Origin of the sequence: Actibacterium sp. 188UL27-1 (genome assembly GCF_016901225.1) — a bacterium.
Classification (GTDB): domain Bacteria; phylum Pseudomonadota; class Alphaproteobacteria; order Rhodobacterales; family Rhodobacteraceae; genus 188UL27-1.
In genome coordinates this window covers 61,157-83,748 of sequence record NZ_JAFEUL010000019.1, presented here as the reverse complement: position 1 = coordinate 83,748, position 22,592 = coordinate 61,157, and the positions used below count along the sequence as shown (strand labels likewise).

22 protein-coding genes are annotated in these 22,592 nt (G+C 59.9%); 15 read left to right on the top strand and 7 right to left on the bottom strand.

What is annotated here, in order from left to right:
* The first annotated feature begins 649 nt into the window (after positions 1 to 649).
* The 3 genes from IU397_RS19215 to bmt all read left to right on the top strand — a co-directional run bounded on the left by IU397_RS19215 (position 650) and on the right by bmt (position 4,128).
* Complete coding sequence (locus tag IU397_RS19215; RefSeq protein WP_204416875.1) at positions 650 to 964, top strand: DUF1476 domain-containing protein; 315 nt, start codon at positions 650 to 652, stop codon at positions 962 to 964.
* A gap of 73 nt (positions 965 to 1,037) precedes the next feature.
* Entirely contained in the window at positions 1,038 to 3,002 is a 1,965-nt protein-coding gene (locus IU397_RS19210) for a phosphatidylglycerol lysyltransferase domain-containing protein (RefSeq protein WP_204416874.1), read from the top strand.
* A 97-nt stretch (positions 3,003 to 3,099) separates the two neighbouring features.
* Positions 3,100 to 4,128: a betaine--homocysteine S-methyltransferase gene (gene bmt / locus IU397_RS19205; protein WP_204416873.1), complete on the top strand. Its 1,029-nt coding sequence runs from the start codon at positions 3,100 to 3,102 to the stop codon at positions 4,126 to 4,128.
* Positions 4,129 to 4,135: 7 nt separating this feature from the next.
* On the opposite strand, the gene IU397_RS19200 is transcribed toward bmt, so the two are convergent.
* Positions 4,136 to 5,218 (bottom strand): PA0069 family radical SAM protein, encoded by a 1,083-nt coding sequence (locus tag IU397_RS19200; RefSeq protein ID WP_204416872.1) that lies wholly within the window; start codon positions 5,216 to 5,218, stop codon positions 4,136 to 4,138.
* 109 nt (positions 5,219 to 5,327) lie between these two features.
* On the opposite strand from IU397_RS19200, the gene IU397_RS19195 reads away from it, so the two are divergent.
* The 5 genes from IU397_RS19195 (at position 5,328) to IU397_RS19175 (ending at position 8,652) form a co-directional block, all read left to right on the top strand.
* Positions 5,328 to 6,191, top strand: a complete 864-nt coding sequence (locus IU397_RS19195; protein ID WP_204416871.1) for an SGNH/GDSL hydrolase family protein — start codon at positions 5,328 to 5,330, stop codon at positions 6,189 to 6,191.
* Between the two features lie 285 nt (positions 6,192 to 6,476).
* Complete coding sequence (locus IU397_RS19190) at positions 6,477 to 7,181, top strand: B12-binding domain-containing protein (protein ID WP_204416869.1); 705 nt, start codon at positions 6,477 to 6,479, stop codon at positions 7,179 to 7,181.
* Positions 7,182 to 7,184: 3 nt separating this feature from the next.
* The gene (locus IU397_RS19185) at positions 7,185 to 7,802 is read left to right on the top strand and encodes a glutathione S-transferase family protein (RefSeq protein WP_239479923.1); all 618 of its coding nucleotides are present in this window, start codon (positions 7,185 to 7,187) and stop codon (positions 7,800 to 7,802) included.
* A gap of 22 nt (positions 7,803 to 7,824) precedes the next feature.
* Entirely contained in the window at positions 7,825 to 8,013 is a 189-nt protein-coding gene (locus tag IU397_RS19180; protein ID WP_204416868.1) for a hypothetical protein, read from the top strand.
* A gap of 6 nt (positions 8,014 to 8,019) precedes the next feature.
* Positions 8,020 to 8,652, top strand: a complete 633-nt coding sequence (locus IU397_RS19175; protein WP_204416867.1) for a DUF1638 domain-containing protein — start codon at positions 8,020 to 8,022, stop codon at positions 8,650 to 8,652.
* A gap of 134 nt (positions 8,653 to 8,786) precedes the next feature.
* On the opposite strand, the gene IU397_RS19170 is transcribed toward IU397_RS19175, so the two are convergent.
* Complete coding sequence (locus tag IU397_RS19170; RefSeq protein WP_204416866.1) at positions 8,787 to 9,191, bottom strand: SufE family protein; 405 nt, start codon at positions 9,189 to 9,191, stop codon at positions 8,787 to 8,789.
* A gap of 118 nt (positions 9,192 to 9,309) precedes the next feature.
* On the opposite strand from IU397_RS19170, the gene IU397_RS19165 reads away from it, so the two are divergent.
* Positions 9,310 to 9,789: a hypothetical protein gene (locus IU397_RS19165; RefSeq protein WP_204416865.1), complete on the top strand. Its 480-nt coding sequence runs from the start codon at positions 9,310 to 9,312 to the stop codon at positions 9,787 to 9,789.
* Here IU397_RS19165 and IU397_RS19160 read toward each other — a convergent pair.
* Positions 9,778 to 10,914 carry a deoxyguanosinetriphosphate triphosphohydrolase gene (locus IU397_RS19160; protein ID WP_204416864.1) on the bottom strand — a complete coding sequence of 379 codons (1,137 nt, stop codon included), beginning with the start codon at positions 10,912 to 10,914 and terminating at the stop codon, positions 9,778 to 9,780. The two genes, IU397_RS19165 and IU397_RS19160, sit on opposite strands and share 12 nt — an antisense overlap.
* A 100-nt stretch (positions 10,915 to 11,014) precedes the next feature.
* Between IU397_RS19160 and IU397_RS19155 the strand changes: the two genes are divergently transcribed.
* Positions 11,015 to 11,332 (top strand): iron-sulfur cluster assembly accessory protein, encoded by a 318-nt coding sequence (locus tag IU397_RS19155; protein WP_204416863.1) that lies wholly within the window; start codon positions 11,015 to 11,017, stop codon positions 11,330 to 11,332.
* 306 nt (positions 11,333 to 11,638) lie between these two features.
* On the top strand, positions 11,639 to 12,304 hold the full coding sequence (locus IU397_RS19150; RefSeq protein ID WP_204416862.1) for a class I SAM-dependent methyltransferase: 666 nt from the start codon (positions 11,639 to 11,641) through the stop codon (positions 12,302 to 12,304).
* Between the two features lie 187 nt (positions 12,305 to 12,491).
* Here IU397_RS19150 and IU397_RS19145 read toward each other — a convergent pair whose 3' ends face one another.
* Positions 12,492 to 13,028 carry a porin family protein gene (locus tag IU397_RS19145; protein WP_204416861.1) on the bottom strand — a complete coding sequence of 179 codons (537 nt, stop codon included), beginning with the start codon at positions 13,026 to 13,028 and terminating at the stop codon, positions 12,492 to 12,494.
* 292 nt (positions 13,029 to 13,320) lie between these two features.
* On the opposite strand from IU397_RS19145, the gene xth reads away from it, so the two are divergent.
* Positions 13,321 to 14,100 carry an exodeoxyribonuclease III gene (gene xth, locus IU397_RS19140; RefSeq protein WP_204416860.1) on the top strand — a complete coding sequence of 260 codons (780 nt, stop codon included), beginning with the start codon at positions 13,321 to 13,323 and terminating at the stop codon, positions 14,098 to 14,100.
* 60 nt (positions 14,101 to 14,160) lie between these two features.
* Here the strand turns inward: xth and IU397_RS19135 are convergent, their stop codons facing one another.
* Together IU397_RS19135 and IU397_RS19130 are read right to left on the bottom strand one after the other, a co-directional pair.
* On the bottom strand, positions 14,161 to 14,928 hold the full coding sequence (locus tag IU397_RS19135; RefSeq protein WP_204416859.1) for an SDR family NAD(P)-dependent oxidoreductase: 768 nt from the start codon (positions 14,926 to 14,928) through the stop codon (positions 14,161 to 14,163).
* A gap of 16 nt (positions 14,929 to 14,944) precedes the next feature.
* Entirely contained in the window at positions 14,945 to 15,565 is a 621-nt protein-coding gene (locus IU397_RS19130) for a helix-turn-helix domain-containing protein (RefSeq protein ID WP_204416858.1), read from the bottom strand.
* A 78-nt stretch (positions 15,566 to 15,643) separates the two neighbouring features.
* Between IU397_RS19130 and IU397_RS19125 the strand changes: the two genes are divergently transcribed.
* Genes IU397_RS19125 through IU397_RS19115 form a run of 3 tightly spaced genes read left to right on the top strand, consistent with a single transcriptional unit; the run spans position 15,644 to position 19,056 of the window.
* Positions 15,644 to 17,131 (top strand): class I adenylate-forming enzyme family protein, encoded by a 1,488-nt coding sequence (locus IU397_RS19125; protein ID WP_204416857.1) that lies wholly within the window; start codon positions 15,644 to 15,646, stop codon positions 17,129 to 17,131.
* 51 nt (positions 17,132 to 17,182) lie between these two features.
* Positions 17,183 to 17,827 carry a DsbA family oxidoreductase gene (locus IU397_RS19120; RefSeq protein WP_204416856.1) on the top strand — a complete coding sequence of 215 codons (645 nt, stop codon included), beginning with the start codon at positions 17,183 to 17,185 and terminating at the stop codon, positions 17,825 to 17,827.
* Positions 17,824 to 19,056, top strand: coding sequence for a multidrug effflux MFS transporter (locus IU397_RS19115; protein WP_370541731.1), 1,233 nt, complete (start codon positions 17,824 to 17,826; stop codon positions 19,054 to 19,056). The genes IU397_RS19120 and IU397_RS19115 overlap by 4 nt, the downstream gene beginning before the upstream one ends.
* A gap of 51 nt (positions 19,057 to 19,107) precedes the next feature.
* Here IU397_RS19115 and mfd read toward each other — a convergent pair whose 3' ends face one another.
* Positions 19,108 to 22,554, bottom strand: a complete 3,447-nt coding sequence (gene mfd / locus IU397_RS19110) for a transcription-repair coupling factor (RefSeq protein WP_204416855.1) — start codon at positions 22,552 to 22,554, stop codon at positions 19,108 to 19,110.
* Positions 22,555 to 22,592: the final 38 nt, after the last annotated feature.

The window sequence follows — 22,592 nt, the reverse complement described above, 5'->3', positions numbered from 1 at the left end:
CCTGCGCCTGTATCTGGCATTCTACAACAGCAGGCGACCACACTCATCGCTGGACGGGCAACCCCCCGATCAGGCATATCTCAACCCGTCGAAACCAATCCCGGTGGCGGCATAAACGAGCGGAAAATCCAACTAAGAAACGGCTCCAAACTGTTCAAACGAACCGAACCACCTCTGTCGCGCTGGAGCAGCGGCCCGCGATCGATCTGCTTTCACACAAGGATGGTTTGGCATCCGCCTGCGACCGGCAAGCACGGTCGCGCATCTGGGTTTTGCTGATCCCCTCTCGGCACATTGCTTCCCAATGCGCGGCCGGTCAGTGGATGAACTGCCCCAAACGACTTGGATAAAGTCTTACCATACATTTTGACCGGCATCTCGCTAAGCTCCACATCCGCATCGCACTGCGCAACCGCTGTACCGATCTTGGCACACCCTCAAAGAGCACCGGGCACAAATCCGTTCGGGAAACCGGAAATGCATACAAACCAAGATTTATGCAAAAAGCCCCTTCAGCGTGACACATCTGATTGGAAAGGCCCTTCGATGTTACAGGCTTTCGGCGGCCTCGTTTCGGTTCCGTCTGGCCATTTCGCGTCAGAAACCCTACGTAACAATCAACCTAAACTCTGCTGAACGGAGACCGTTGATGTCGACCTTCGAAGAACGCGAAAATGCCTTTGAAAACAAGTTTGCCCATGATGCTGAGATGCAGTTCAAGGCCGAGGCACGTCGCAACAAGTTGTTGGGGCTTTGGGCCGCAGACCTGATGGGCAAGACCGGTGAGGCCGCCGCCGCATATGCCAAGGAAGTCATCGCGTCGGACTTCGAAGAAGCGGGCGATGAGGATGTTTATCGCAAGGTGTCCGGCGATCTGGGCAACAAAGCGGAAGAAGCCACTATCCGAACCAAAATGGTTGAATTGATGGCTGTCGCCAAGGCGCAGTTGATGGAAGAGATTTAGAGAGCGGCCGACTTAATGGCTTGGTAGGGTCTATTGCGTACATCCTTCCCCGGTGTGGGGGAGGAGACCAAAAATGCAGTCGGCCAAATCACGGTCCCAGATCCGGGCCAATCTGGGAAGACTGTGCCTGAAACAGGTCATGCCATTGCTGGTGATGGCCGCGTTAGCCCCGCTTCTGATCAAGGGCCTGGCTGATATTGACCTGCATGTCGCCGCAAATGCGTTGCATGACCTGTCGGTCTGGCAATGGTTCGCGGCGGTGGGTCTAACCGGTGTCAGCTATTGGGCCATCGGGCGATATGACGGCGCGGTTCACCGCTTGATGAACAGCCGTACCGACCAGCACACCGCGCGGGCCGCGGGCATCGTCAGCATTTCTCTGTCGCAATGCATGGGGTTTGGCATCATCGTCGGCACGCTGGCCCGATGGAGGATGCTTCCAGATACCTCCCTGTCCCGCGCTTTGGCCCTCACCGCTGTGATCAGTCTGTGCTTTCTCGCTGGTTGGACCGTTATCATAGGCATCACACTGATGCTTTTTCCCGCTACGTTGCCGTACGGGCGCGTTCTAGGCGTGCTGATCGTGCTCGCGGCGTTAGGATACGGTATTGTGGCGCTTTACCAACCAAAACTCACCGTGGGTAAATTCAGGATCTCAGTGCCAAATCTGCCGATATCGCTCACATTGGTTGGATTGGCGGCGATTGATCTGACAGCGGCAAGTCTCGCCTTTTGGTGCCTGTTGCCCGCTGGCAGTCCCATCGATTTTGCAATGTTGATGCCTGCCTACCTGTTGGCATTTACGGCTGGATTGGTTGCGTCGACCCCTGCCGGGCTCGGCCCATTCGAAGTGACCATGCTGGGCTTGTTGCCCGCAGCGGCGGCACCGCAATTGGTGGTCGCAATGGTCGCGTTTCGAATTGTTTACTACCTCATCCCGGCTTGCATCGCTGCCATCGCCTTGGCCGCGGGGCCTAAAACACGGACCAAGCAAGATCATCCAGAGCACTTTGCGCCTGGAACCGTGTTGCCCTCGGTCCTACAGGCCGCCCTGGCCCAGGGACCGCGCGCTGAACTAGGGCTCATCCATCAGGGCACCCATGGCGTTTTACAAGCGGCGCGCCCTCGCCGCGGCTGGCTTATGCACGAAACCGACGCCTGCTTGGTCGGCCTAACAGATCCCTTCGGCCCGGAAGCAGTCTACGGTCAAAGCCTCAAGGATCTTTGCGCCACGGGCGAAAACTCGGGCAGGGTACCGGTTGTGTATAAATGCGCATCCCGGATGGCAGCACGGGCCAGAGGGCTTGGCTTTCGTGTCGTGAAAATCGCAGAGGAAGCGGTGATTGACCCAGACGGGATAGACCTGCAAACGCCGGTATATCGGCAGCTTCGTCGCAAACTCCGCCAGTCGATGAAGGCCGGGATCGATATTCGCGCCGAACGTGGCCCCCTGTCGAACCGTCAGGCCGTGGCTTTCGCCGCTATTGATCGGGCCTGGCAGGAGGCCCATGGAACGGCGCGCGGCTTCTCCATGGGGCGATATGACCGGACCTATGTCGCCTGGCAACGTCGCTACGTGGCTTACCATAAAGGCCGGGTTGTGGCGTTTGCCACATTCCATTCGATTCAGGAGGAATGGGCATTGGACCTCATGCGTCACTTGCCGGGCATTCCAGATGGCACCATGCATGCCCTGATTTGGGCTGCCATCGAAGATGCCCTTGCCTTGGACTGCCCCCGTCTGACTTTGGCGGCACTTCCCGTGGCCGAAACGACCGAGACCGACACGCTTAGCCGCCTGGCTCGACGTATGTTCAACGCCGCATCCCGTGCTGACGGATTGCGCCAGTTCAAAACCTGCTTCGCCCCAAAATATCAACCACTCTACATGGCCGCACCAACCTGGTCCGGCCTCCTGATCGCGGTGTGGGATATCACACGCGCCATTGCGCGGCCCGGCACCCTGCCCGATCGCGCGCTGCCGGAGGATGAGATCACGCCACATCAAGCACAACAATTGGAAAAGCGGGCTGCCTGAAATACAAGCTTACCTCATGATCATTATTACCAATATGAAATTGCTTCATAGTCAGCGACCATGCCACATGCGGGGCGCATAGCCGGAGGCCGCCCCCATGTCCGCATCCCAAACCGATCTGCTCAGCAGCCTTTTATCCACCCGAAACTGGCTCATGGCCGATGGGGCCACCGGAACGGCGCTCTTCAATATGGGACTGCAAGCCGGTGATCCGCCGGAACTTTGGAATATCGATCATCCCGAACGCATCCACACCCTGTACAACGGCGCGGTCGATGCAGGCAGTGATCTGTTCCTGACCAACACGTTCGGGGGCAATGCAGCGCGGCTCAAATTGCACAACGCCCAAGACCGCGTTCGCGAATTGAACCGCGCCGGGGCAGAGATCGGTCGCAATGTCGCCGACCGCGCCAATCGCCCGGTTGTCGTTGCAGGCTCCATGGGCCCAACCGGTGAAATCATGGAACCGATGGGCCCGCTGACACATTCGGATGCGGTCGATATGTTTCATGAGCAAGCCGAAGGGCTCAAGGAGGGCGGCGCCGATGTGCTTTGGGTCGAGACCTTATCAGCACCCGAAGAACTGCGCGCTGCCGGCGAAGCTGCGAAACTGGCCGACATGCCCTGGTGTGTCACCATGAGCTTTGACACGGCAGGCCGCACGATGATGGGCACGACCTCCCCCGCGTTACATGGCGTGATACACAGCCTCGACCATCCGCCCGTGGCGTTCGGAGCAAATTGCGGGGTTGGCGCATCGGACTTGCTGCGCACTGTCCTGGGGCTCAGCGCCGTGGGCACGCAAACACCGCTGATCGCCAAAGGTAATGCTGGCATCCCGAAATATGTCGACGGTCATATCCACTATGACGGCACACCCGAATTGATGGCGGACTATGCCTGCCTCGCCCGGGATGCCGGAGCTCGGATCATCGGCGGATGCTGTGGTACCACCCCGGAGCATCTGGAAAAAATGCGCCGCGCGTTAGAGACGCGCCCCCCGGCACCGCGACCAACTTTGGGCGCAGTCGAAGCGGCAATTGGTGGATTTTCTTCCCTCTCCGACGGAACAGAAAGTGGCGGACAAACCAAACCAGACCGGCCCCGTCGTCGTCGCAGAAGCTGACGGAAACTTAAAACAGGGTCAGCTGATCTCCCGGCTTTGCCGGTACCTGAAACAGATCGCACCGCAATGGCGGCAGATCCTTAACCAGCCCAAGCTTTTTACAAGCGACCTTGAACCGGTGCGCCAGCAAAACCGCGTATGGCCCAGCGCCACGCATCCTCTTTCCCCAGTCGGCAGCGTAGTCTTCACCCCCATGCATCGCACGAATATGGCCCATCACCTTGTTGAAATGGTTGGGATAGTTCGCCTCCAACCACTCGCGCCAAAGGGGGCTCACCTCCCGCGGCAAACGCAAGACAGACCAGGTGGCAGCGACCGCACCGGCATTGCGCGCAGCGGTCAAAACCTGTTCCATCTCATGATCCGTCAATCCAGGCACAATCGGCGCAACAGAAACACGCACTGGTATCCCCGCCGCAGCCAACCGTTCAATCCCGCGCAAGCGTCGCGCTGGGTCAGGCACGCGCGGCTCCATCCGGCGCGACAGGTCCCGGTCTAGGGTCGTGATAGACAGGCCAACGCGCACCAACCCATCCCCAGCCATCTCTGACAGAATGTCGATATCACGTTCGATCAAGGTCCCCTTCGTCACGATGGTGACGGGATGACAGTAATCGGCCAGAACCCGCAAAATCGCGCGCATGATCCGGTATTGCCCCTCAATCGGCTGATAGGGATCAGTGTTAGTGCCGATTGCCATGGGCTGCGGCCGATACCCTTTGCGCGCCAGTTCACGCTTCAAAACCTGTGGCGCCGCGGGGCGCGCGATCAGCTTGGTTTCAAAATCCAAACCCGGCGACAGCCCCAGAAACGCGTGGCTGGGCCGCGCAAAGCAATAAACACATCCATGCTCGCACCCCCTGTAGGGATTGATCGAGCGGTCGAATGACAAATCAGGGGAGGTGTTCCGGCTGATCATGCTCCGCGGTCGCTCAATCGAAACCTCTGTGCGCAATGGCGGCAGATCCTCGTCCAGATCCCATCCGTCATGGACCGCCACGCGGCTTTTGCGCTCAAAACGGTTGGTATGGTTCGTGATCGCCCCCCGCCCTTTGCGCCGCTGGGGATCCACCTGGTGTCTTTCATCCATAGGAAGACATTAGAACAAATGTGGAACATTTAAAAGGGATAGTTGTCTAAACTACCACCTTATGCATCACTCTCATTTATCTACTCATGGAAACAGGGGGACATATCCCATGCGTATTCTCAGCCTTGCCGCCGTATTTTCGGCGTTGGCGCAACTGGCGGTTGCCGCTCCGATCGATCCGCCTTGGACAGACCTGGTGGTCTTTGGCGATAGTCTCAGCGATCAGGGCAATACCGGGCCAGGCGCAGTCGCCACAAACGGGAAAACCTGGGCCGAGGTTTTAGGCGCAGATCCGGCCCGCACCGGTGGTGCGAACTATGCCGTGCTTGGCGCGACGGCTGCCAACGATTCGAATCGGATCGATTTTCAGGATCAACTGACGGCGTTCCGGGCCGCTCCACCGGATCTTGGCGACGATCCCTTGGTCGTGGTCTGGCTGGGTGGCAATGATCTGCTCAAAGCCGGTGACATCGCAGCGGTCAGCGGCGCCGTTGACGCGATCAAGACCGGCATTGGTCAACTGGCCTCAGAGTTTGGATTGAACCGCTTTGCCATTGCCGGACTGCCGGACCTGGGCCTTATCCCGCGGTTCTCGACCTCACCCAAAGGGCCCGGCGCGACCGCGGCATCGGATGCGTTCAACGCGGCCCTTAACAGCTATGCCCAGTCGGGCGGCCCTGGCCTTGATCTGAGCTATGTCGATATCCAGGGGCTCTTCGATGGCATCCAGACCGATCCCGGCACGTTTGGTTTCTCCGATGTCACAGGCACATGCGACCGGGGCGCGATGCCCTGCGATGGCGTCCTGTTCTGGGATGACATCCACCCGACCGCCGCGGCCCATGCCCTGGTCGCCGACAGCATCCTGGCCGCCGTGTCACCGGCACCGGCGACCGTGCCCCTCCCCGCCAGCCTGTGGCTGATGCTGGGCGGCACTGTGTTCCTGATCCGCCGCAAGTCCAACGCGGTCTGATCCACAGGGTCCACGGCCGCTGAATTTGGCCGTGGACCAACGCACCTCATGATCTTCTTGAAAAAACGTCGTTTGACGAACAGGCCAGGGATACGACATCACACCGTAATGCGCGCATTGGGCTCCTCCGGCAATCTTCGGGTAAGGTGGACAAGTTATCCTCAATTGCGTGTGCGGGGTCGGAACCAAGACAGGCAACGTCGCGATTGACATTGTCTGATCCTGTGTCTGTCCGCAAAGATGTTGAAAAGCGGCAGATGGCTGCAGGCATGAGGAAACGGCGACATGTCCGATGAAGAAGACGATATCATCCTGTCCGAACTGCCGGATGATGAGCTTGTCCTGCAAATGCATGACGACCTCTATGATGGCCTGAAAGAAGAGATTGAGGACGGCGTCAACATTCTGCTGGGGCGTGGCTGGGAACCCTACCGCGTTCTGACGGAGGCGCTCGTGGCGGGGATGACCATTGTCGGCAATGATTTCCGCGATGGGATCCTTTTCGTGCCAGAGGTGCTGTTGGCCGCCAACGCGATGAAGGCGGGGATGAAGATCCTCAAACCTCTGCTTGCTGAGACCGGCGCGCCACGCATGGGCAAGATGGTGATCGGTACGGTCAAGGGGGATATCCACGATATCGGCAAGAACCTCGTCAGCATGATGATGGAAGGGGCCGGTTTCGAGGTGGTTGACCTTGGCATCAACAACCCGGTTGAAAGCTACCTTGACGCGCTGAAGTCCGAAGGAGCGGACATTTTGGGCATGTCCGCCTTGCTGACGACAACGATGCCTTACATGAAAGTCGTGATCGACAAGCTGGTCGAGGATGGGATGCGCGACGATTACATCGTGCTCGTCGGCGGCGCACCCTTGAACGAAGAATTTGGCCGCGCCATCGGAGCGGATGCCTATTGCCGGGATGCCGCGGTCGCTGTGGAAACCGCCAAGGATTTCATGATGCGCAAACATAACCAACTGGCTGTCGGATAGATCATGCTGCGCCTACATGTTGCGCGGGGCACGGTCGCCGTAGCCCCGCATATCGCGCTTGAAGAGGCTGGCGCGGAGTACACGCTGAACTGGATCGATTTCACCAGGGGCGACCAGACGCACCCCGACTATCTGGCGGTCAATCCAAAGGGCCGGGTTCCCGCGCTCGAAACACCCCATGGTGTTCTGACCGAAGCCGCCGCAATCCTGACCTACATCGCCGATACGCATCCAGCCGCCAGCCTGATGCCAGCCGATCCGTTCCAACGTGCCCGCGTTCACGAACTGCATCTGACACTTGCGGCGACCGTGCATGTGAACCACGCGCATAAATTGCGAGGGTCCCGTTGGGCAAATGATCCGGCAGCCCATACTGCGATGGCGGCCAAGGTCCCACAGAATATGACAGCGAATGCGGCGCTGCTGCAGGACCACTTTTTGACCGGCCCGTGGGTGCTGGGAGACGCGTTTTCAACCGCCGACATCTATCTCTTTACCGTGGCCCGCTGGTTTGCCGGTGACGGAGTCGACATGTCTGCCTTCCCGGCACTCACGGTGCACCATACGGCAATGATGCAGCGGTCGGCCGTGCAAAACGTGATGCGTCACCATATATCCTGAGGAAGCGGAATTGGAGATGTCGATGCCCTTGCCCACCTTCCTCACTCTGATCACTGGCGTGATCGTGGCCGCCGGTCTGACAATCTGGTTGGCCTCAGCCGTAAACGTCGAAGCCGCAGCAGGCGGCCTGACCCTCCTGGTCGTGTTGGGGATGGGCGTCCGCGCGCTGACATGGGTCGTCGCCAGAAAGCCTCCCAGCGCGGACCGTTAGGCCACCATGGACAGGCCCCCGGATGATGTCACGCTCACCGCCCAAGGGCTGGCTCCGGCAGGGCACGGAAAAGTCCTGCTGCTCGCCTGCGGTGCCCTGGCCCACGAAATCCTGGCCTTGATCCGCGCCAATGGATGGACCCATCTCGATCTCCACTGCCTGCCCGCGCTCTTGCACAACACACCCAAGGACATCCCCGATCGTGTAGAACAGGCCGTGGAAACGTACGGTGACACGTATCAAACCATCTTTGTGGTCTATGCTGATTGCGGTACCGGTGGACTGCTGCAGGCACGGTGCGAAAGCCTCGGCATCCAGATGATCGCCGGGCCGCACTGCTACAGCTTCTTTGAAGGGAATGCCGCATTTGCTGACCGCGATGAGATGACGGCCTTCTACCTGACTGACTTTCTTGTCCGGCAGTTCGAGGCCTTCGTCTGGCATCCGCTTGGCCTCGATCGCCACCCGGAATTGCGGGACATGTATTTCGGCAACTACACCAAGCTGGTCTACCAGGCTCAAACCAATGATCCCGCCCTGACGGATCAAGCTAAGATCTGCGCCACCCGGCTCAGCCTGCCATTCGAACGCCGCTTCACAGGCTACGGGGATCTTGAAACCGAACTCGCCCGCCGCTGACACCCACTTATCACATCATGTGTCTGGAAATATCCCCGCCGGAGGCATGAAATCCAATCTCGGGACAACAGATTTTATGCCTCCGGCGGGGATATTTTCAGACACATGATGGAGCGGGATTTAGGGCTCCGGATTTACCCGCGGGTCAAAAGTCCGATACGGTCGACCATGGCCCGCAACCCATTCGAGCGTTGGGAGGACAAATGATCGTCCAAACCCAACCGTTTCAGCTCTGAGGGCGCGTCGACCTGTCGGGCTTCTGCCAGGGTCAGGCCGGAATAAAGCGCGATCAGAATGGCGATCAATCCGCGCACAATCATGGCGTCGCTTTCCCCGCGAAAGGTGAAGACATCCCCCTCGATCTCGGGCACCAGCCACACTTGGCTTGCGCAACCGTCAACCTTGGTCGCTGGGATGCATAAGGCCTCGTCCAAGGGGTCCATCCCCTTGCCCAACTCGATGACATGGCGGTACCGGTCTTCCCAGTCATCCAGAAACTCGAATGTCTCGACAATGTCCTCAAACGCAGCGCTGGCCATGGCAGATCTCCTCGGGTCAGGAGGTATGGCGGTGTACCTCAAACGTCCAGCCCCATGGCGCGCTCTTTTCTTCGCCCGCCCTTTCCGCTACGCCTGAGCCAAAGTACGAGGGAGCGTTATGAATAGATCGTTGCTGGCCGGGCTGGCCATTCTCATGCTGGTCACAGGCTGTGCGACGGTCCGGGACTCGCGCCTGAACCCGTTCAACTGGTTTGGCCGCAGCCAGGCGCAACCGACCACGCTGCTCCCGGACGATGCCGAACAGCAAATCGCGGATCGCCGCATCCTTGTGGATGACGTCATCGCATTGCGGATCGATCGGACGCCGGAAGGCGCCTTGGTGTCGGCCATAGGCGTGCCCCCGACCCAAGGGTTTTGGGATGCGGAACTGGTGCCCACCACCCGGGACGAGGCCCCGGATGCCAATGGCGTGCTGGTGTATGATTTCCGGATTGCCCGGCCCTTTGAACGCCAGCGTGTCAGCACCCAACCATCACGCGAAGTCTCGGTAGGGCACTTCATTTCCAATGTCAGGCTTGAGCGGGTGCGCACGATACTTGTGCGTGGCCAGCGGACCCAGCGCAGCTTACGCCGCTAGGCGACCATGCTCTTCTAACGCGAACCGGTCGGTCATACCGGCAATGTAGTCGGTCACGATCCGGGCAAGGGCCGTGGCCCCCCGCGCCTCTGTCACGTCGCGTTGCCATTCGGCCGGCAAATGCTCTGGACTGGCGGTGTATAAGGGAAACAGCGCCTCAATCACCGCCGTCACCTCGCCCCGTTTTTCCATCACCGCCGGGGCCCGGTACATGCGCGAAAACAAAAAAGCCCGGATCTCCTGCAGATCTGCCCAAAGCGCGTCTGAAAACCGGATCACCGGGGCGCCCAACGCTCTCACAGCCGCCGCATCCACGGGAGCCGCCGCGTCCAATATCGCACGCGACGCGTCGATCACATCGCGTACCATCGCACCAAAGACCCGGCGCAATGCTTCGTGCCGCCGCCGTTTGGGATCCAACGCAGGATACAACGCGTCCACCTCCGCAAAGGCCGGACCAACGATGGGCAAGTCAACAATCTGCGCATCGGTGAACAAGCCCGCGCGCAATCCATCCATCAGATCATGGTTGTTATAGGCGATGTCATCGCTCAGCGCCGCCACCTGTGCCTCGGCACTGGCATGGGTGCCCAATTCCAGATCGTGGCGCGCATCGTAATCCGCCAGCGCAAAGGGCAGATCGCCTGTCACCGGGCCGTTATGCTTGGCAATCCCTTCCAGCGTCTCCCAGGTCAGGTTCAACCCGTCAAAAGCCGCATAGTGGCGCTCCAGAGAGGTCACGATCTTGATGGCCTGGGCATTGTGATCAAACCCACCATGGGGCGCCATCAGTGCCTGCAACGCATCCTCCCCAGTATGGCCAAACGGCGGATGGCCCAGATCATGGGCCAACGCCACGGCCTCGGTCAGCTCACCGTTCAGCCCCAACGCACCCGCAATGGTGCGGGCCACTTGCGCCACCTCGATCGAATGGGTCAGCCGGGTGCGAAAATAATCACCCTCATGCTCCACAAAGACTTGTGTCTTATGTTTCAACCGCCGAAATGCCGAAGAGTGGATGATCCGATCGCGGTCCCGCTGAAAGCATGACCGGAACGCACTTTCTTCTTCAAAACAATGCCGCCCGCGCGAGGCGGCCGGGTTACACGCATAAGCGGCCAGCATGGGCGGCTCCTTTTCCCATCATAGGACCGCGCAAACTTGTCCCGCGGCCCCGCATCCCATATATGTGGAGCCTGTCAGAAATGCGACGAGGTTTCCCGACATGATCCTGCCTCCCACTGTCACGCCCCGCGCCTTTGCCCGCCTGGCCGAGATCGCGGCCGCCCCCCAAGCCCTGCGCGTGGCCGTCGAAGGCGGCGGCTGCTCCGGTTTTCAATATGAGATCAAGCTGGACGCGCCGGACGACGATGACCTGGTATTGGAAGCCGAAGGCCAAAAGGTCGTCATCGACAGCGTCTCCCTGCCCTTCTTGGAAAACGCCATCATCGATTTCACCGAAGAGCTGATCGGCGCTCGCTTCACCATCGAGAATCCCAACGCCACCAGCTCCTGCGGCTGCGGCACCAGCTTTTCGATGTAAAAGGCATCAGACGCACCGCTCACAGCGCCAAAGAACCCAATTCCAGTACCGCCGGGCCCACGCATGTTGAGGCCCCATCGCTAAACAACAGTAACCCAAGCAGACAATGCTACAGCCGCTACTCGGCGGGTTTTGCTGACCTTGGCCGTACGCGCCTGAATGCCCTGCTCCATAAGGTGCAGCCTGGCGCTCGGCGCTTGATGAGACGTCTGGGCCGATGCCACCGCTCGGTGAAACAGTTACTACTAAGTCATGGATCTCTTCGGCGATTCTCTCCGCGACCACCATGCTGGTCGGACTGGTCGGATGCTCACTATCCGCCGCGACGACGGCCACATCGATACGCATGGCCCTGGCATCTACTTCGCGCCTGACCCGTTTGCCCACGAGGCTTCGTTGCTTCAAGACGTCGAAGGGCCGGTCCTCGACGTTGGCTCGGGAGCAGGACGGACGCTTCTGTGGCTGGACCGAAAGGGCGTGGAAGCCGTGGGGGTCGACCTGTCACCTGGGGCGGTCAACGTTGCCCAAGACAGGGGATGCCGGGACGTTCGACTGGGCGATGTGATGGATCCCAAGGGTAAGATCCTCGGAGACGATATGTTCCAGACCGTTGTGGTCTTCGGCAACAACATGGGAATTGGCGGCACATATGAAGGGGCGGAAGCGCTCCTGCATCGGCTCGCCTGCGCCGTGATGCCAAGTGGGCAGGCGTTGGTGACCGGGCTGGACATCGCGCAGACCAACCAACCGCACCACCTCGCATACCACCGGCGCAACTTGGATAAGGGGCGGCCACGCGGCGAGATCAAGATGCGTTTCGAGTACCAAGGAGCAACGGGGGAATGGGTGCGATGGTTCCATCCCGAACCAGATGAATTGGCACGCTTGGCCCGGTCCGCCGGATGGACCGTCGAGCGCATCGGACCGGCCGGTGGGCCATTCTATGCGGGTGTTCTCCGAAACGCTCGGTAAAGTGTGACACTTCGTCAAAGGGGCCGTTCATACGAGTTGCAGCATCAAGTATCATGGGGCCAGAGCGGTCATCAGAAACCAAAAGACCGCAAGCTCTCCGCATTTGGGTCGAGGCTTTGTCAGAAAATCAGAGGGATCTCACGGTTAGAAGGCAGAGCGGGTCGTGACCCACCCTGCCCGTTTTGCCTTAGAACCGGCGCGAATAACGCAGGGCAAAGACGTCAGTGTCGAAATCGTCGATATCGTCGGCCTCGACATCGATCCGTGAATACCGAACGGCCAGGGAGTCGACTGGTGTTAGGTCGTAACCCACCTGGACCCCATAGATCGTTCCGTCATCGGTGGAGGATCCGTTAGCATCGCTGTCGGTCTCAACCTGCGCCGCCCCGACAAATGCGGTCGAATAGACCTCTGGCGTGAAGTAGTAACCCAAGCCGACACTCAGGCCGTAATAGTTCTCAAACTCGACGGCGTCATTGTCGGTCTCTCCGTCGAGGACCGAGTAAAACACCTCACCCTCGGCAAACAGCTTGGGGCTGAAACCGTAGCGATACCCGCCGTGGACACCATAGGCCGTGCCTTCGGCCTCATCGCCAGAGCCGTCAAACTCGGTGTCAAAGCCACCAAGATCTCCGCCCAGGTAAAAGCCGCTCAGGTCCTGCGCCAAAACCGGTCCTGCTGCCAATGTCGCTGCCAGCGGAAGAATGAATAGAGATGCCCGCATGTGTCTGCTCCTTGTGGGATCAATTATCTGAACCGAACTGTTCATTTGGGGCAAATGGGGTATCCGATATCGCCGATCAAGGGGCGCTCCAGCTTTCGTAACCTGTTGTGAACTTTGGTTGATTTGTTGCCGGATCAAGGTTGAGGCTTCGGCAGCTTTCCGCACCAAATGGATCGTTAAGTCGTCCCTAACCGCGCGTTCGCCGCGTATGTACGGGATATGTATGGAATATGCATCGCTTGTGTATGGATTGTGCATCAGGCAAAACGGGGGTGAATAGGGGGCCACGCCGATGAAAATCGCGACATTCAACATCAATGGGATCAAGGCGCGCCACGCCGCGTTGTGCGCCTGGCTGGATGAGGCGCAACCCGACGTGGCCTTGCTGCAAGAGATCAAGTCGGTCGATGAAGGCTTCCCGCGCGAACTCTTCGAAGAACGCGGCTACAACGTTGAAACCCATGGACAAAAGGGATTTAACGGCGTGGCTATCCTGTCGAAATTTCCCCTCGAAGATGTCTCTCGCGGCTTGCCGGGCGATGACAGCGACGAACAGGCCCGCTGGATCGAGGCATCCGTCGTGGGCAAGCGCGCCATTCGTGTCTGTGGTCTTTATCTTCCAAACGGCAACCCCGCCCCTGGCCCCAAATACGACTATAAGCTGGCCTGGATGGATAGATTAGAAACATACGCCAAAGCACTGATATCAAGTGAAGAAGTGGTTGTCATAGCTGGCGATTACAACATCATCCCACAGGCGGAAGATGCAGCCCGCCCCGAAGTCTGGCGCCAAGATGCCCTCCACAGGTTGGACAGCCGGGAGAAATTTCGTAGGCTTCTCAATCTCGGCCTCACCGAAGCATTCCGCGCCCGACATCCGGGGGCCGGCCACTATAGCTTTTGGGACTACCAGGCAGGCGCATACGACAAAAACGATGGGATACGTATCGACCACCTACTGCTCACACCGCAGGCCGTCGACCTTTTGGAAGATGCGCAGATTGACCACGAAATCCGCGGGCGAGAAAAACCGTCAGACCACGTTCCGGTCTGGGTGCAACTAGACGCCTAGGGCGCCCCTCCCACTCCATTACGTGTTGGCAAGGTTCTAATGCCGTCTAATGAATTGTTTTCAAACGGATCCTCCATCCACAAAGAAGTTGGAGGCCGTGCACATTGCGGCGTCTTTGGAGCACAACCAGATGACGGTACGGGCCACATATTCAGGTGCGATCGGGTTCTTCAGGCATTGCCGGGCCAAGTGGCGGTCTAGCGCTTCTTTGGTCACCCAAAGTTCCTTCTGCCGCTCAGTCATAATCCAGCCGGGCACCACTGTATTCACGCGGATCCTGTGGGGGCCAAGGTCGCGGGCGAAGGAGCGGGTCATACCGTGGACCGCCGCCTTAGAGGTTGTGTAGATAGGCATGCCGCCTGATGCTTCCCACCAACTGTTGGAGCCCATGTTGACGATAGCACCTCCTTGGCCCGCCTCGATCATCGCAGGAGCAACGGCTTGGGTTGCAAAAAACATGTGGCGCAAATTGGTGGCGATGCGTTCGTCGTAATACTCTTCCGTCACGTCTTCCCACCCATGGCGGTCATCGCGAGCAGCGTTGTTGACCAATGCGTATGGGGCTCCCAAGGTTTTGATCAGGCTCGCAAACGCCGCTTTCAGGGCCGCAATATCCCGAAGGTCCGCTTGTGCAAAAGCAACCTCTGACCCGGCTTCCTCCAGTTCGGCCACGCGGGAGGCGGATCCCGTCGCGTCTAAATCGACAAAGCCCAAACGCGCGCCCTGATCAGCAAAGCCGCGCAGGATATCGGCGCCGATACCCGAAGCTCCGCCTGTTACAAAAACGGTTTTGCCCTTCAGGCTGGGATAGATGGCGAACTCTGCCATAATTGTCTCCGAAGCTTTAAATGAGCGAGGTGACCCACAGGATCGTGGCGTCATCCTGGCTGATGGAAATCACGTTATGGCCCATCGTGCCATCGTAATAGGCGCTGTCCCCGCGTTTCAGTTCAACCGGTTGATAAAACTCGGTATAGAGCCGAACAATACCAGTGAGGACATACAGGAACTCTTCGCCGTCATGGCGGATCCAGCCCTCGAACTCACCCATGTCGCGGGCTCGTATCCGGGCGCGGTAAGGCAGCATCTGCTTTTGCTTGAGACTGCCGGCCAGAAGCTCATGCTCGTACGTCGTGGTCGCATGGGCTGCCCCCTCACCTGACAAAGTCACGCCCATACGGCCGTTTATCCCCGCCTTGGAAGGGGGCGTGAAAAGCTGCGGAACGCTAATTTGCAATCCTTCGGCCAGTTTCTTCAGCGCAACATAGGTGGGCGACATCTGCCCATTCTCGATCTTGGACAGGGTGGACCGGGCCAAACCGGCATGGCCTGCCGCCTGTTCCAGCGTCCAACCTTGTGCCTTGCGCAGATCGCGGACGCGCTGGCCCAGGTCCAGCGGCTCTGCCAACTCGTCATGACCGCCTTCACGGGCGATGCGGATCAGTGTTTTGGGATCGGCCTCCATCTGCGATGTATTAGCGGGCGGGCGGTAGCCCCGCAAGCCGGGGTTGCGGCAGCGGGGCCCTGGGCTTACCCCGGCGACATGCTTTCTATTTTCTTGGATACCTCCGCCCCGCCCTGCCCAGCGCCGTTCAACATGGCGGCCTATGTTCTGGGTACAGGCGCCCCGGACCAGTTGGCGTTGCGCGTGATCTCAGCCGAGGGATCATCGGACTGGACCTATGGTGCGATGCGCGATCAGGTGGCGCGGTTGGCCAGCGCGTTGGTTGACCAGGGGCTGACCCCCGGAGACCGGGTGCTGATGCGGATCAGAAATTCCGCCGAATTTCCGCTCGTATATCTGGCGGCACTTTGGGCCGGATTGGTCCCCGTCCCTGCGTCAGCCGGGCTGACGGTGCCCGAGATCACAGCGATTGCCGCAGAATTGCGCCCCGCCATGGTCATCCGGTCAGGGGCTGTGAGTATACCGGATGGGCCAGATTGCCCGATCCTGGATTACACAGCGTTGGTTGGGGAGACCGCCATGGCGCCGCTGATGGGGGATCCGAACCGGCCCGCCTACATCATCTACACGTCAGGCACATCGGGCAAACCACGCGGCGTGATCCACGCCCATCGCGCGGTTTGGGCCCGGCGGATGATGTGGGACGGCTGGTACGGGCTGACGCCCCATGACCGTGTGTTGCATGCCGGAGCCTTTAACTGGACATATACGTTGGGCACCGGGTTGATGGATCCATGGGCATGCGGCGCTACTGCGTTAATCCCGGTCGAAGGAACGAAGGCCAGCGCATTGCCCACCCTGATGGTGCGCTATGGCGCCACGATCTTTGCCGCGGCCCCCGGGGTGTACCGCCAGATGCTGCGCGAGGGACCGGTGACCGTACCGACCCTGCGCCATGGCCTGTCTGCCGGAGAGAAACTGCCCGATCGGATCCGCGCGGCCTTTCGGGCATCGACAGGATGCGCGGTGCATGAGGCTTTGGGCATGTCGGAATGCTCAACCTTCATCTCTGGCAGCCCTGCGAAACCGGCAGCGGAGGGAAGCTCCGGCCGCCCCCAACCCGGCCGTCACGTCGCCGTATTGGACAGCGAGGGCACGCCCGTTGCCCGACACACGCCCGGGACGCTGGCCATTCACCGCGACGATCCGGGGCTGATGCTGGGATATCTGGGGGCCGAGGACGAGACTGCGGCCCGTTACATCGGCGATTGGTTTGTGACGGGTGACACCGTGGAAATGGCCCAAGATGACAGCATTACCTATCTGGGGCGGGATGATGACATGATGAATGCGGGGGGCTTTCGCGTCTCTCCGCTTGAGGTCGAGGCGGCGCTGGCCCGTCACCCCGGCATTGCCGAAGCGGCGGTGGTGGAGCATCGGGTCAAGGCAGATGTGACCGTGATTGCTGCCTACTATACCGGTCCTGTTGCGCTGCTTGACGATGATCTGACAGCCTTCACTGCGGCGAACCTGGCGCGTTACAAATGCCCGCGGATCTTTACCCATATCGATGCGCTGCCGAAATCCGGCAATGGCAAGATCAACCGCAAGGCGCTGCGCCAATAAGGGCCTTTTCCCCGGCGCGATGTCTGATACACCAACCGGCGGAGGCGTCCGATGATCCAGCTTGATATTCTGTCCGACCCAATCTGTCCGTGGTGTTACATTGGCAAGACGCTGCTGGATCGTGCTTTGGCGGAACGCCCGGATCATCCTTTCACCATGCAGTGGCATCCGTTTCAGCTGAACCCCGACATGCCGCGCGACGGGATGGATAGGCGCGCCTATCTGGAAGGCAAGTTCGGCGGCAAGAAACAAGCGGTCGAAGTCTATGGCCGGATCGCCGAGGCCGGTGAGGCTTCCGGTCTGACAATGGATCTAGGCGCGATTGAGCGGACGCCCAACACGTTGGACGCGCACCGGCTGGTCCATTGGGCCGGGATCGAGGCCAAGCAGAATATCGTCTACGACGCGTTGTTCGACGCCTATTTCAATGAAGGCCGCGATATCGGAGACCGCGATGTGTTGGCGGATATCGCTGACAGTGCCGGTTTGGACGCCGCTGCGATCCGCCGTTTGTTGGACAGCGATAATGATCTGGACGATATTCGCGCCCGCGACGCCCATGCCCGGGAGCGGGGTGTCACTGGCGTTCCGACCTTCATTGTGGCCGACCAGCATGTGGTACCCGGCGCGCAACAGCCCGAATTGTGGATCAAACTGATCGACGAGATTAACGAACAGCTTGAGGGAACGGCGTGAGCGACGCGGCGCGTCCGTCATCGGACACGCCTCCCGCCCTGTCGCAAGTCGAGTTTGTCGCCCTGATGGCGATGCTGTTCGCGATCATCGCCTTTTCCATCGATGCGATGTTGCCCGCCATGCCCAGCATTGCCACGGAGCTTTCGCCCGAAGCCCCGAACCGGGCTTTGCTGATCGTGACGAGTTTTGTTTTGGGAATGGGGATTGGTACACTCTTCACGGGTCCGCTATCGGACGCATTCGGCCGCAAGCGGGTGATCCTGGGCGGCGCGTTGTTATACTGCGTCGGGGCGTTTCTGGCGTCGGTCGCAGGTTCGTTGGAATTGCTGTTGGCGGCGCGGATCATCCAGGGGCTTGGTGCGGCAGGTCCACGGGTCGTGGCCCTTGCAGTTGTGCGAGATCTTTACGACGGGCGGCGGATGGCCCGCATCATGTCGCTGGTCTTCATCGTCTTTTCGCTCGTGCCGGCAGCGGCGCCAGCCTTGGGTCAGGTGATCATTTGGGGCACGGGATGGCGCGGGATCTTTGGCGCCTTCATCCTTTTTGCAATCCTCGCGATGATCTGGATGTCATTGCGCCTGCCCGAGACCCTGCCAAAGGCCAAGCGACGCTCGTTCAGCGGAGCCCAGCTTTGGGCTGGTCTGGTCGAGGTTTTGGGCAACAGGACGGTCCGATTATCGGTACTGGTCCAGGGTCTGTGCCTGACAATGCTGTTTTCGGTCTTGTCGGGCACCCAGCCCATATTTGACCAGACTTACGGTGCGGGAGAAACCTTTCCCCTGTGGTTTGCAATGATCGCTCTTCTGGCCGCGAGCGCATCGATTGTGAATGCGACCCTGGTTGAGCGGATGGGGATGCGGTTCATGGTGACCGCCACTCTGATCGGACAGATCGTGATCTCGACCACCGCCCTGATCCTGTGGAACTGGGCCGGGGTTGGTGCAGCGCTCTCGTTCGCGGTGTTCCTCATCTGGACCCTGTCGATTTTTTTTCAGGCCGGGCTCACCCTGGGCAACATCAACGCCATCGCGTTGGAACCTATGGGCCATATCGCCGGTATGGCCTCATCGGTTCTGGGGGCCGTTTCCACCGTGATCGCCGTGGCCTTGGCCGCACCGATCAGCCAGGCCTTTGATGGGACTGCGACACCGATCGCAGCCGGGACCTTGGCCTGTGCCGTCACCGGAGTGGTGTTCATGCAACGGTTGGGCCGGGCGGACGCAACTTAAGATTTCATGCCTCCGGCGGGGATATTTTTGGACACATGATGGAGGTGCCCGTTAGGCGCTGACCTTCTTTCCGTCCTTGACCTTTTCGGCCAAGTCGCGGGCGATGGCGAAGGCACCCTGGATTTTGTCCTTGGTCTTGGCCCAGTCGCGGCGGACGACAATCTTGTTCTCGCGGACTTTGGCCAGGCCATTTTGCGCATTTATGAATTCGACCAGTCCGGCCGGATTGGCAAATTTGTCGTTGTGGAACTGGATCGTGGCCCCCTTGGGACCACCGTCCAGCTTGGCAATGCCCGCACGTTTGCACATCGCCTTGATCCGCACGACCAGCAGAAGCATGTTGACCTCTTTCGGGAGCTCTCCGAAGCGGTCGATCAGCTCTGCAGCGAACCCTTCAAGCTCCACTTTTGTGGTCAAGCCAGAGAGGCGACGATAAAGGCCAAGGCGTACATCAAGGTCGGGCACATAGGGTTCGGGGATCAGAACGGGCACGCCAAGGTTGATCTGCGGGGCCCATTGACCGTCGCTATCGGACAAGCCTTCCAGTTCACCCGCTTTGATCTTTGCAATCGCCTCTTCCAGCATGGATTGGTAAAGTTCATAACCCACTTCGCGAACATGGCCGGACTGTTCCTCCCCCACTAGGTTGCCGGCGCCGCGGATGTCCAGATCCTGACTGGCCAGGGTAAAACCAGCGCCAAGACTGTCGAGGGATCCCAGAACACGCAATCGCTTTTCCGCCGTGACTGTCAGTGGTTTGCGAGGCTTCGTCGTCAAATAGGCATAGGCGCGGGTCTTGGCCCGGCCTACCCGGCCCCTGATCTGGTAAAGCTGCGACAAGCCAAACATATCGGCGCGATGCACAACCATTGTGTTGGCAGTGGGAATATCGAGGCCCGACTCCACAATCGTTGTGGCCAGCAGCACATCATACTTGCCATCATAGAAAGCATTCATGCGCTCGTCCAATTCGCCCGCCGCCATCTGACCATGGCCGATGACGTAAGAGACTTCCGGGACCTGCTCATTCAAGAACTCTTCGATTTCGGGCAGATCGCTGATGCGGGGGACCACAAAGAATGATTGCCCTCCACGATAATGTTCGCGCAGCAGCGCCTCGCGGATCGTGACCGTATCAAACGGCGCGACATAGGTGCGGATGGCCAACCGGTCGACCGGCGGCGTACCGATGATGCTGAGATCACGCACCCCGGTGAGGCTGAGTTGCAGGGTTCGGGGGATCGGCGTGGCGGTCAGCGTCAGCACATGGATATCGCTGCGCATCTCCTTCAGGCGTTCCTTGTGGGTCACGCCGAAATGCTGTTCTTCATCAATGATCAAAAGGCCCAGCCGGTCGAACCGGATCTGCTTGGCCAGCAGTGCATGGGTGCCGATGGCGATGTCGACGGTGCCATCGGTGATGCCTTTGCGGGTCGCAGCCGCCTCCTTGGCGCTGACAAAACGGCTCAGCTGGCGAACCTGAACGGGAAAGCCGCGGAACCGTTCGGCAAAGCTTTTGTAATGCTGGCGGGCCAACAACGTCGTCGGTGCGATCACGGCAACCTGCACGGCCGACAGGGCAGCGACAAAGGCCGCACGCATCGCAACCTCAGTCTTGCCAAAGCCCACATCCCCGCACACCAACCGATCCATGGGCGTGCCTGCTGTCATGTCTGCCAGCGTGTCTTCGATGGCTTTCATTTGATCGTCGGTTTCTTGGTAAGGGAACCGCGCGCTGAACGCATCCCACGCACCGGGGGGCGGTTCCAGAATGGGGGCCGAGCGCAGGGCCCGTTCCGCTGCAATCCGGATGAGTTTATCCGCAATCTGGCGGATCCGCTCTTTCATTCTGGCCTTTTTGGCCTGCCAGGCGCCGCCGCCAAGCTTATCCAAAAGGCCTTCTTCATGGCCAAAGCGGCTGAGCAGCTCGATATTCTCGACCGGCAAATAGAGGCGCGCCGCATCCGCATATTCCAGGTGGATGCATTCGTGGGGCGCGCCCATGGCTGTGATGGTTTCCAGGCCCTTGTAGCGCCCTACGCCGTGATCGACATGGACGATCAGGTCCCCGGGGCTGAGCGATTGCGCCTCGGTCAGGAAGTTGTCAGCCCGGCGTTTCTTGCGCGGTGCGCGGATCAGGCGGTCGCCCAGAACGTCCTGTTCGGAAATAACCGTCAGGTCGGAGGCCGCGAAACCGTGCTCCAGCGCCCAGACGACCAGATTGATCCCGTCCTTCAGATCACGGGCATCCGTGATGGTGCAGGTGCCTTCCAGTCCCTCATCCTCCATCAGGCCTTTCAGCCGCTCGCGCGCACCGTCGGAATAGCTGGCCACCACGACCGGCCCCTTGGGCAAGCGATCCCGGATATGGGAGGCGAGCGCGCCAAACAGACTGATGTTTTCTTGCTGACGCTCCGGCGCAAAATTTCGCCCGATCCGCCCGCCGGCATCGATCACACCGGGGCCAGAACCCTGGGGTAAAACCACCAGTTGCATCACCCGGTGCGGGGCAACTGCTTTGGCCCACCGCGCATCGTCCAGGTACAGCAGCTCTGGCGGGCAAGGTTTGTAGACCGTGTCCATCCGGCCCTTGGCGGTCATCGCCTCCCGGCGGTTGTCATACTGATCGGCGATGCCGTCCCACCGCGCGTTCCGTGCGGCGTCACTTTGATCATCCAGCATGATGGTGGCATCGGGCAGGTAGTCGAACAGGGTCTCCAGCCGCTCATGAAAAAACGGCAACCAATGTTCGATCCCCTGATGCTTGCGCCCCGCACTGACCGCCTCATAAAGCGGGTCATCCGTCCCTGCCGCGCCGAACTCGATCCGGTAGGTTTGTCGAAACCGGGTGATGGCGGCTTCGTCCAGGATCACTTCACTGACTAGCGCAAGCTCAATCCGGTCCAGTTTTTCGGTCGTACGCTGGGTCGCGGCATCGAACCGTCGCGCACCGTCCAGCACATCGCCGAACAGGTCGAGCCGGACCGGACCGCCGTCACCAGGTGGATAGATGTCGATGATACCACCGCGGATGGCATAATCGCCGGGCTCCATGACGGTCGGTGCCTGGGTGAACCCCATGCGGACCAGAAAGGCGCGCAAGGCGGCCTCATCGACGCGTCCCCCCACGTCAGCGGCAAAGGAAGCCGCCCGCAAGATATCCCGCGCAGGCACCAGTTGCGTTGCCGCATTCAACGTGGTCAGCAGGATGAAGGGCCCCGACACACCTTTGGCCAAGGCCGCCAACGTCGCCATCCGCGTGGCAGAGACATTGGGATTCGGGGACACCCGATCAAAGGGCAGGCAGTCCCAGCCTGGAAAATCCAGAACCACGGCATCGGGCGCAAAAAACGCCAAACCGGACCGCATCGCGGCCAGCCGCTTATCATCGCGCGCTACATGGATGACCGGCACCCCTTTTCCCAGTTCGCGCGCCAAGACTTGGGCGTCGAAACCTTCGGGCGCACCGGAGACGGTAATATGGGTTGGATCGGTCATGGAGGCTGTCACCTACCGTTCCGGCGGATCAAGTCAAC